Source organism: Mesorhizobium sp. WSM4847, assembly GCF_055811335.1.
Genome location: NZ_JBVVPY010000095.1, coordinates 1 through 844, shown reverse-complemented (window position 1 = coordinate 844; position 844 = coordinate 1). Strand labels below are relative to the sequence as shown.

Genomic DNA, 844 nt, shown 5'->3' with positions numbered 1-844 from the left:
CTAGGGTCAGGACTCATTGATCCAGAAGATGAATGTGGCGGCGAAAGCGATAGCGGACAGGAAGGTGTGAGCGCAGCGGTCGTATCGGGTATGGATTCGTCGCCAGTCCTTGAGGCGGGCGAAGGTGTTCTCGATCTTGTGGCGTTGGCGGTAGAGAACCGGATCGTAGTTATGCTTGATGCGGTGCTTTGCATGGGGCGGAATGCACGGAGTGATGCCGCGCTGGACGAGGGCATCGCGGAAGCCGATCGAGCTATAGGCACGGTCGGCGAGCAGGTGGCGGGCTGGCGGCAGGTGCTCGAGTAGCGCGGCGGCAGCTTTATGGTCGTTGGCCTGGCCTTCGGTCAGGTACAGCAGCAGTGGACGACCTTTGCCATCGCAGACCACCTGTAGCTTGCTGGTCAGGCCGCCTCGGCTGCGTCCAATACATCGGGGTAGAGCCCCTTTTTGAGCAGGCTGGCGGCGGTGCGATGTGCCTTCAGGTGTGTCGCATCGATCATCAACTGGTCCGGGTCACCGGCCCGAGCCGCCAGTTCGGCCAGGATGCGGTTGAACACGCCCATCCGGCTCCAGCGGATGAATCGGTTGTAGATCGTTTTGTGCGGCCCGTAACCGGCCGGAGCATCCCGCCAGCGCAACCCATTGCGGATGACGAACAGGATTCCGCTGAGCACCCGCCGATCATCTACCCGAGGCACGCCGTGCGACAGCGGGAAGTACGGCTCGATCCGCCGCATCTGCTCCGGCGATAACATCAGCAAATCATCCATCGTGGCACCTCCGCCAACAATGAATCAGCCGCTCACCATCAATTCAACCGGATTAATAGGTCCTGACCTTAGCT

Annotated in this window: 1 protein-coding gene; it reads right to left on the bottom strand. The window is 61.0% G+C overall.

Translation table 11 applies throughout. From position 1 onward, the window contains the following. Positions 1–6: 6 nt before the first annotated feature. Positions 7–770, bottom strand: a protein-coding gene (locus tag AC0L28_RS34670; protein WP_287231268.1) for an IS5 family transposase whose coding sequence is annotated in 2 segments (ribosomal slippage) — positions 7–437 and positions 437–770 — 765 coding nt in all. Because the reading frame shifts where the segments join, the coding sequence is not laid out codon by codon here. Positions 771–844 lie beyond the last annotated feature (74 nt).